An 8,634-nucleotide genomic window follows, 5' to 3' on the forward strand; every position below is an offset into this window, starting at 1 on the left:
GAGTGATATGTGCTATCAAACGATCGGCGTGGGGGGCCCCGCTGAGCTTACGTGCAGCTATGCTGCGTCGAAACTGCGCTTTCGGGGCCCTGAACGGGCTTTGGACCGGCCATATGTGGCCTGTTTGGGCGGCAAAGAGACGTTTGGCCGATTCGTGGATCGCCCTTATCCGGCGATCCTGCAACAGAGCCTCAACCAGCGCTGCATAAACTTTGGCAGCCTTTATTGCGGGGCCGAAGCTCTGGTGCAGGATCCCGGTCTGCTGGCCCTTGCCAACGCGTCAGAGCTGTGTGTGCTGCAGCTTCCCGATCTGGGCGGGCACTCCAACCGGTTCTATCGCGTGCATCCCCGTCGCAACGATCGTTTCGTGGCTCCGACACCCGAATTGGTGCAGCTCTATTCCGAAGAGGATTTTACAGATGTGCATTTCATCGGACATCTGCTCGGGCGTTTGCAATCGCATCGGGACACGCGGTTCGAAACCGTTCTTCAGGAACTACGCCAGAGCTGGCTTGGCCATCTCAAGTCGTTTCTCGAACAGATCGTTCCACCAGTCGTGATACTGGCGCTTGAGGTTGAAGAAGGCGAAACGGGTCATGTCGCGTTGCCGGTTGGGGCAGCACTGCTCAAATCTCTCGGGCCTCTTTGCGCGCAGATCGTGCAAATGCGTGCTCAGATATCTGGCGTGTCCGATGATCTTGAGGATGTGCTGTTCGGCACATTACAGCAGCCGATAGCGGAACACATGCTTGGCCCGGCCACCCATCGCCGGATCGCCGGTATACTATCCCGTGCAATTCAGGAATTGACGGTCTGACGAAAAAGGCCCGCCAATGGCGGGCCTTCCAAGGGAATATCGACGAAAGCCGTCGTCAGATCAGCCGAGTTTCTCGGTCAGTTCCGGTACCGCCTGGAACAGGTCGGCAACCAGTCCGAAATCGGCAACCTGGAAGATCGGCGCTTCTTCGTCTTTGTTGATCGCAACGATGACCTTCGAGTCCTTCATACCCGCCAGGTGCTGGATCGCGCCCGAGATGCCGACAGCGACATACAGGTCGGGGGCAACAACCTTACCGGTCTGACCGACCTGCCAGTCGTTCGGAGCATAGCCCGAATCCACGGCGGCGCGCGATGCGCCAACGGCAGCGCCCAGCTTGTCGGCCAGAGTTTCGATCAGTTTGAAATCGTCTTCCGAGCCGACACCACGGCCGCCCGAAACAACAACGCCAGCCGAGGTCAGCTCGGGGCGGTCGCTTTCGGCAACCTTGTCTTCGACCCACGACGACAGGCCAGGGTTGTCGCCGACCGAGATGGTCTCGACCGCTGCCGAACCACCTTCGCCCGCCGCGTCAAAGCTGGCGGTCCGGATGGTGACGACTTTCTTGGCGTCGTTCGATTTCACGGTCTGGATCGCGTTGCCCGCATAGATCGGGCGTTCAAAGGTCGATCCGTCAACCACACCCGACGCATCCGAGATCACCATCACGTCCAGCAGCGCGGCAACGCGCGGCATCACGTTCTTGGCGTCGGTGGTGGCGGGGGCAACGATATGTTCGTAGCCATCGGCCAGGCCCACGATCAGGGCTGCGGTCGATTCCGCAAGGCGGTGCCCCAGCGAGGCATCTTCGGCGACCAGAACCTTGGACACACCATCGATCTTGGCTGCGGCTTCACCAGCGGCGGCGGCAGAACCGCCGGCGGCCAGAACGGTGATGTCGCCCAGCGATTTGACGGCGGCAACGGTCTTGGCGGTGGCGTCAACCGACAGCTCGCCGTTGTTAACCTCTGCGAGAAGAAGAACAGCCATTACACAGCCCCCGCTTCTTTGAGTTTCTCGACCAGCTCATCAACCGAGCCCACGATGATACCAGCAGCGCGCGCCGGCGGCTCATCGGTCTTGACGATTTCCAGACGCGGGGTGACGTCGACGCCGTAATCGGCGGCGGTTTTCTCATCCAGCGGCTTTTTCTTCGCCTTCATGATGTTGGGCAGCGACGCATAGCGCGGCTCGTTCAGGCGCAGGTCAACGGTCACGATGGTCGGCATCTTGACGCTGATGGTCTGCAGGCCGCCATCCACCTCGCGGGTGATCTTGGCGGTGTCGCCTTCGATGTCCAGTTCGGACGCGAAGGTGCCTTGCGACCAGCCCAGCAGTGCCGACAGCATCTGGCCGGTGGCGTTCATGTCGTTGTCGATCGCCTGCTTGCCCGCCAGAACGATGCCCGGCTGCTCTTCCTCGACCACTTTGGCCAGGATTTTCGCAACGGCCAGAGGCTCGATATCGGTGTGCACGTCGTCGGCCGCAACCACCAGAATGGCGCGGTCCGCACCCATGGCTAGTGCGGTACGCAGAGTTTCCTGCGCCTGCTTGACGCCGATCGAAACGGCAACGACTTCGTCAGCCTTGCCCGCTTCTTTCAGGCGGATCGCCTCTTCCACTGCAATCTCGTCGAACGGGTTCATCGACATTTTGACATTGGCGAGATCAACACCGCTGCCATCCGCTTTGACGCGAACTTTCACGTTGTAGTCGATCACGCGCTTGACAGGCACAAGTACCTTCATTTTTGCGTATGCTCCTTACAAAAACGGCAAGCCGCGTCGCGACTCCACCAATGCTCTCGCTGGCCTAGATAACGGGTCGCGATGGCCTGCAACAGAGCAAAATCGTCACGTCATGGTTTCGGGACGTCGCGTTTCGTCATTTTTCGACAAGAAACGAAATTTTGTTTCCCTGAGGCGGGCGCAATCAGCGGTTCGTGCCGCCTTTCGGGCCGGGGCTTCGCCCTTTCGGTCGCCATCACGTCCGCAGGACGTGCTGCCGCTTTCAGCGGTTCGCGCCCGGAACCCACAATACATCGTCGCGACCGCCGTTATTGGCGCAGCGGGCTGCGACAAAGAACCAGTCGCTGAGACGGTTCAGGTATTTCACCGCCGTTTCGTTCACAGGTTCCATGTTGGTCAGTTCCACAGCCAACCGCTCGGCCCGGCGCGAGACGGTGCGGCACACATGCAGATGCGCCGCCAGCCGCGACCCGCCGGGCAGAATGAAGCTGCGCAGCGGCTCCAGCGTTTCGTTCATCGCGTCGATCTCGGCCTCCAGCCGGTCGATCTGGGCCGGTACGATGCGCAGCGGCGGATAGTCGGCTTCGGCATCCTTGTCCATGTCCGGGCGGCAGAAATCGGCGCCCAGATCGAACAGATCGTTCTGGATGCGCGCCAGCGCGGCCTCGACCTCTCCTTCGGCTTCGGTCCGCGCCACGCCGACAAAGGAATTCAGCTCGTCCACCGTGCCATAGGCGGCAACGCGTCCGGAGTATTTGGCCACACGTTCGCCGTTGCCCAATGCGGTTTTGCCGTCATCCCCGGTGCGTGTGTAGATTTTGTTGAGTACGACCATCGCTTACCCTCCCTGTCCGCGCAGGTAGACGTAGAGCACGATCAAAACCACGGCAATGAACTGAAACAGGATACGCAGGCGCATCATCTTGTTGCTTTTCATCGCGGCGTCCTTGCCGGGTTTTCCGAAGTTGGCAATGCCCATCACCAGCACAGCGACAACCGCCGCCATGGCCAGAAGCAATATGACCATCAACAGGTCCATAAGATCACCGTCCGTGTTTTCTGTCTCTTTGGCCTTCATCTAGCGCCGATGGGGGCAAAAGCGAACGGGTAATTTCGCCTCAGACGTCCGACAGGATGCGGTCGATGGTGCGGGTTGGAAGGATCCGGCGCAGATAACCGGCGATATAGGTGGGTGTTGTCACATAATACCGGCTGCGCGGCCGCCTTGCCTCGACCGCATGAGCCAGCTTGGCGGTCACCGCAGATGCGGGCAGCTCGAACGTGTCGGGGCCCGAGGATTCGTAGAGCCGTTTGAGCAGGTTATCCTCGTACCGTTTGCGCAGGGCCGAGTTTTGCCAGTCGATAAACCGTTCGAACATCGGAATGGCGTTTTCGCGGATTTTCGAGGTGATAGGACCGGGTTCGATCAATATGACCTTGATGTCGGTGTCCCGCAGTTCCAGCCGCAAAGTGTCCGAAAGCCCCTCGATGGCGTATTTGGTCGCCACGTAAGCGCCGCGCCACGGATAGGCCACCAGCCCCAGAACGGACGAGTTCTGTACAATCCGCCCGTGCCCTTGCGCCCGCATGACCGGAATCACCTGACGGGTCAGTTCGTGCCAGCCGAAAACGTTGGTTTCGAAGATCTGTCGCAACCCGTCAGTCGGGACATCTTCGACCGCGCCGGGCAGACCGTGGGCACCGTTGTTGAACAGCGCATCCAGCGTGCCACCCGTCGCCTCAAGCACCTGGTGCAGGCCCGAGGTGATGCTGTCGGCATCGGTGTAATCGATCAGCGGGCTGTCGAAACCCTGCGCGCGCAGCCTGTCACAGTCGCGCTGCTGTCGGCACGAAGCAAAGACGCGCCAGCCGCGCGCGCGCATCCCATGCGCCGCATCCAGCCCTATTCCGGATGAACAGCCTGTGATCAGAATCGATTTCTGCATATCGCCCCCGCCTGTGTACCTCGCCCATAGCTATGGCGTGGTTCTGGTCAGGACAATGACACAGTTGCGTCAGTTTGTGGGCTTTCGCACCAGCGATGCGGCGATCCATCCCACTCGCTGGTCCGGCAGCAGGCGCAAGCGCAGCCAGCCGGTGCCCGAATCGCCCAGCACCTCGACCCGCTGGCCGATCACGCCTTTGGCGATGATTGGATAGATCGTGCCGGGGCCGTCGCGCATGTTTACGCGGGTGCCCGAAATCTCGCGGATGTCCTTCTCGGGTTCGATCACCTGAGATGTGGGTGTCACATCATCCTGAACTTCGACCGGAACCTGACTGAGCCCGGCAAGACCATCTTCCAGCGATGCCAGCGTGAAGCTCGCGCCCTGATTGTCAAATGCGGTGGGTTGCGTCAGCGGATCGTTGGCGACCTGCGTCAGCAGGACGACGGCATCCGCCTCGGCCTTGGGTTCGGGCTGCACACGCGCAGGCACAGCGCGGGCTGCGACATTGGTCACCAGCTCTTCGGCCTGCGGTGCGGGGGCAGGCGCGGGGGCTGAGGCAACGCGGGCAGGCTGTTCGGCGCGGGTTCCGCGCGGCTCGAATTCGGGGCCTCCGCTCATCACGTAGAAGCTCCAGCCGAGCATGGCGAAAGTGATAACAATAACGCGCGTCATGGCGCACCCCCTGGCAATCGTAACATCAATAAAAGGCAGCAGACTTAATGTTCGGAAGCTTACCATAGATTGGGTGCCGAGTCGAAAAACCGGGGAATTCCGATACTTGTCTCCCCCTGTTGCAAAAAGCCCGACTTGTCCCCAGCAAAATATGCGCCGATTGCTTTACCCGCGCGCGCTTGCGTCGTATCACATCATGTATGAACGACACGATCGACGACCCCAACATGGAGACCCCCGAGGGTGGGGGCGAGATAGCCGAACCGCTGCGCCGCGCGATTGGCGAGCGTTATCTGACCTATGCGCTGTCCACCATCATGCACCGCGCCCTGCCGGATGCGCGCGACGGTCTGAAGCCGGTTCACAGGCGAATCCTTTACGCCATGCGCGAACTGCGGCTGAGCGCATCTGGCGGCTTCCGTAAGTCTGCGAAAATCTCGGGCGACGTGATGGGCAACTATCACCCGCATGGCGACGCCGCGATCTATGACGCGATGGCGCGTCTGGCGCAGGAATTCAACGTCCGATACCCGCTGGTCGACGGGCAGGGGAATTTCGGCAATATCGACGGCGACAACCCGGCGGCCTCGCGCTACACCGAGGCGCGGATGACCATCGTGGCCGAAGCGCTGCTTGAGGGTCTGAACGAGGACGCTGTTGATTTCCGCGACAATTATGACGGCACGCTGACCGAACCGGTTGTGCTGCCCGCGCAGTTTCCAAACCTGCTGGCCAACGGTGCCAGTGGTATCGCCGTGGGCATGGCGACGAACATCCCGCCGCATAACATATCGGAACTCTGCGACGCTTGTCTGCATCTGATCAAGACACCGGATGCGCGCGACGATACGCTGCTGAACTACGTGCCGGGCCCGGACTTCCCGACCGGCGGTGTGATCGTCGAGCCGCCTGAGAATATCGCGCAGGCCTATCGCACCGGGCGCGGCTCGTTCCGGCTACGCTGCAAGTTCGAGGTCGAGGATCTGGGTCGCGGTCAATGGCAGATCGTTGTTACCGAGATTCCCTATCAGGTTCAGAAATCCAAGCTGATCGAAAAGATCGCCGAGCTGATCCAGACCAAGAAAATCCCGATCCTCGCCGATGTCCGCGACGAATCCGCCGATGACATCCGCCTGATCCTTGAGCCGCGTTCCAAGAACGTGGACCCCGAAGTTCTGATGGGGATGCTCTATCGCAACTCGGACCTTGAGGTGCGGTTCAGCCTGAACATGAACGTGCTGATCGACGGGGTGACGCCCAAGGTCTGTTCGATGAAGGAAGTGTTGCGCGCCTTCCTCGATCACCGGCAAGAGGTGCTGATCCGCCGGTCGCGTCACCGTCTGGGCAAGATCGACCATCGTCTGGAGGTGTTGGAGGGCTTTATCGTCGCCTTCCTGAACCTCGACCGCGTCATCGACATCATCCGCTATGACGACGACCCCAAGGCCGCGCTGATGCGCGAAGACTGGGGCATCGACCATGTCCGCGCCACAGATGAATCCGACTACGTCACGCCCAAACCGGGCGAGGGCGAGTTGTCCGAGGTTCAGGTCGACGCCATCCTCAACATGCGCCTGCGCAGCTTGCGCCGTCTGGAAGAGATGGAGCTGGTCCGCGAACGTGACGAGCTGATGCTGGAACGCGCCAACCTCGAAGATTTGCTTGCCGATCCCGCCCTGCAATGGGCCAAGATCGCCGAACAGTTGAAAGAGACCAAAAAAACCTTCGGCAAGGACTATGAAGGTGGTGCGCGGCGCACCCGATTTGCCGAAGCCGGGCAAGTCGAAGAGGTCCCGCTTGAGGCGATGATCGACCGCGAGCCGATCACGGTTGTCTGCTCTCAGATGGGCTGGATTCGCGCCATGACTGGTCATATCGACCTGAAGCGTGAGTTGAAGTTCAAGGATGGCGACGGCCCGCGTTTCATTTTCCATGCAGAAACCACCGACCGCCTGCTGGTCTTTGCCTCCAACGGGCGTTTCTACACCGTCAGCGCCGCCAACCTGCCCGGCGGGCGCGGCATGGGCGAACCGCTGCGCCTGATGGTCGACCTGCCGAACGAGGCGCAGATCATCGACATCCTGATCCATAAGCCGGGGCGCAAGCTGCTGGTGGCCTCGGATGCGGGTAACGGCTTTATGGTGCCCGAGGATGACGTTCTGGCGCAGACCCGCAACGGCAAACAGGTACTGAACGTCAAGGGCGATGAAACGGCGATGATCTGTAAGCCGGTTGAAGGGGACCACGTGGCCGTCGTCTCGCAGAACGGCAAGTTCCTCGTGTTCCCGACCGAGGAACTGCCCGAGATGACGCGCGGCAAGGGCGTGCGCCTGCAGAAATACAACATGGCGCGCGGGCGCCAGGGCACTCTGGAACTGGATGGCGGGCTGTCAGACATCACCACCTTCAATTGGGAAGAGGGCCTGAAATGGTCCATGGGCGGCGACAAGACCCGGCATGAGGCCGATATGTCCCAGTGGCTGGCCAAGCGTGCAGGGGTTGGTAAAAAGCCCCCATATGGCTTCCCGCGGGATTATAAGTTCTCGTGATCGGGGCGCGTGTTAGGTGAAAATCTGCCGATACGGCTTGGCACAACCCGTATCGGTGCGCTACATCCAAAGAAAAACAGGCCTATCGAGACGAGAGACATGCTGCGCATTCTGACCCTGATCACCGGACTGGCCCTGATGGGCGCGTGTACGCAAACACAGGTTTATGAGGAACCCGAAAGCCTGGGTGAATTCAAGCTGCGTGTGAATTATGCGTTTGCGGAAAAAGCCAAACAGGGGCCGGTTTCCCGCGATGCGACGCCCCAGGAATGGGAAGAGGCCATCCAGAACGCGGTTGATATTCGTCTGGGCCGTTACGAGGGCGCGCAGGAATACGACATCGGCATCAGCCTCGAAGGCTATATGTTGGCCCCTCCGGGCATTCCGGTGATCTACAACCCCAAAAGCACCGCGATCGTTCTGGTGAATGTCTATGACGTCGAGAAGAAAGAGTTCCTTGCCAAGGGCAAGCAGTTCCAGGTGCTCGAAGATACCACCGGTGAAAGTGCCCTGACCGGGTCCGGAAATGTACGCACCAGAGAAGAGCAGATGAACGGTCTGGCCCTGAAAGTTGCCGACCGGGTAGAGGAGTGGCTGGCCGAGGAACACAAGGACGATGGCTGGTTCGACAAGCGCCCCGACCTGATCCAGCCGCTCGATTCCGAGGCCGTCACGCAAAATCCGGCGTCCTGATCCGCATTTCCCTCAGGATGTGCTTGATTTTCCCCCCTGAACCAAATATCTTGCGCGCGCAGATGTAACCTACGGGACCACGGGTCCCCCAAATTGCAAAAAGGGCGCCTGAGGAATGGCAAAGGAAAAGTTTGAGCGTAATAAGCCGCACGTCAACATTGGTACAGTTGGCCACGTTGACCACGGCAAGACCACGCTGACCGCAG

The 8,634-nt window shown here is 60.3% G+C and carries 10 protein-coding genes; 4 read left to right on the forward strand and 6 right to left on the reverse strand.

The genetic code is table 11. The annotated features are described in order from the left end of the window. The first annotated feature begins 7 nt into the window (after nt 1-7). Entirely contained in the window at nt 8-817 is an 810-nt protein-coding gene (locus tag ACR0K9_RS19440; protein WP_480825631.1) for a DUF6473 family protein, read from the forward strand. Between the two features lie 60 nt (nt 818-877). Here ACR0K9_RS19440 and ACR0K9_RS19445 read toward each other — a convergent pair whose 3' ends face one another. From ACR0K9_RS19445 to ACR0K9_RS19470, 6 genes are all read right to left on the reverse strand, one after another. Beyond that, nucleotides 878-1,807 (reverse strand): electron transfer flavoprotein subunit alpha/FixB family protein, encoded by a 930-nt coding sequence (locus tag ACR0K9_RS19445; RefSeq protein WP_480534811.1) that lies wholly within the window; start codon nt 1,805-1,807, stop codon nt 878-880. After that, nucleotides 1,807-2,565, reverse strand: a complete 759-nt coding sequence (locus ACR0K9_RS19450) for an electron transfer flavoprotein subunit beta/FixA family protein (RefSeq protein WP_480534813.1) — start codon at nt 2,563-2,565, stop codon at nt 1,807-1,809. The genes ACR0K9_RS19445 and ACR0K9_RS19450 overlap by 1 nt, the downstream gene beginning before the upstream one ends. 262 nt (nt 2,566-2,827) lie before the next feature. Then, nucleotides 2,828-3,400 carry a cob(I)yrinic acid a,c-diamide adenosyltransferase gene (locus tag ACR0K9_RS19455; protein WP_480534815.1) on the reverse strand — a complete coding sequence of 191 codons (573 nt, stop codon included), beginning with the start codon at nt 3,398-3,400 and terminating at the stop codon, nt 2,828-2,830. A gap of 3 nt (nt 3,401-3,403) precedes the next feature. Continuing rightward, complete coding sequence (locus ACR0K9_RS19460) at nt 3,404-3,604, reverse strand: twin transmembrane helix small protein (RefSeq protein WP_480534836.1); 201 nt, start codon at nt 3,602-3,604, stop codon at nt 3,404-3,406. Between the two features lie 79 nt (nt 3,605-3,683). Further along, nucleotides 3,684-4,511, reverse strand: a complete 828-nt coding sequence (locus ACR0K9_RS19465) for an SDR family NAD(P)-dependent oxidoreductase (RefSeq protein WP_480825633.1) — start codon at nt 4,509-4,511, stop codon at nt 3,684-3,686. Nucleotides 4,512-4,580: 69 nt separating this feature from the next. Then, a complete protein-coding gene (locus ACR0K9_RS19470) occupies nt 4,581-5,186 on the reverse strand; it encodes an SH3 domain-containing protein (RefSeq protein ID WP_480825635.1) in 606 nt (201 codons plus the stop codon). Nucleotides 5,187-5,386: 200 nt separating this feature from the next. Here ACR0K9_RS19470 and parC point away from each other — a divergent pair, with 200 nt between their 5' ends. From parC to ACR0K9_RS19485, 3 genes are all read left to right on the forward strand, one after another. Continuing rightward, on the forward strand, nt 5,387-7,735 hold the full coding sequence (gene parC / locus ACR0K9_RS19475) for a DNA topoisomerase IV subunit A (RefSeq protein ID WP_480825637.1): 2,349 nt from the start codon (nt 5,387-5,389) through the stop codon (nt 7,733-7,735). A gap of 99 nt (nt 7,736-7,834) precedes the next feature. Further along, nucleotides 7,835-8,428: a hypothetical protein gene (locus tag ACR0K9_RS19480; protein ID WP_480534826.1), complete on the forward strand. Its 594-nt coding sequence runs from the start codon at nt 7,835-7,837 to the stop codon at nt 8,426-8,428. A 115-nt stretch (nt 8,429-8,543) separates the two neighbouring features. Further along, on the forward strand, nt 8,544-8,634 hold a 91-nt coding region (locus tag ACR0K9_RS19485), incomplete at its 3' end, for a GTP-binding protein (protein ID WP_480534500.1).

The sequence above is a fragment of the Ruegeria sp. L12 genome, from assembly GCF_056531745.1.

Coding starts and splice junctions, on each gene's coding strand:
- parC (WP_480825637.1), top strand. CDS start 5,387: ATGAACGACACGATCGACGACCCCAACATGGAGACCCCCGAGGGTGGG.
- ACR0K9_RS19450 (WP_480534813.1), bottom strand. CDS start 2,565: ATGAAGGTACTTGTGCCTGTCAAGCGCGTGATCGACTACAACGTGAAA.
- ACR0K9_RS19460 (WP_480534836.1), bottom strand. CDS start 3,604: ATGGACCTGTTGATGGTCATATTGCTTCTGGCCATGGCGGCGGTTGTC.
- ACR0K9_RS19470 (WP_480825635.1), bottom strand. CDS start 5,186: ATGACGCGCGTTATTGTTATCACTTTCGCCATGCTCGGCTGGAGCTTC.
- ACR0K9_RS19455 (WP_480534815.1), bottom strand. CDS start 3,400: ATGGTCGTACTCAACAAAATCTACACACGCACCGGGGATGACGGCAAA.
- ACR0K9_RS19465 (WP_480825633.1), bottom strand. CDS start 4,511: ATGCAGAAATCGATTCTGATCACAGGCTGTTCATCCGGAATAGGGCTG.
- ACR0K9_RS19440 (WP_480825631.1), top strand. CDS start 8: ATGTGCTATCAAACGATCGGCGTGGGGGGCCCCGCTGAGCTTACGTGC.
- ACR0K9_RS19445 (WP_480534811.1), bottom strand. CDS start 1,807: ATGGCTGTTCTTCTTCTCGCAGAGGTTAACAACGGCGAGCTGTCGGTT.
- ACR0K9_RS19480 (WP_480534826.1), top strand. CDS start 7,835: ATGCTGCGCATTCTGACCCTGATCACCGGACTGGCCCTGATGGGCGCG.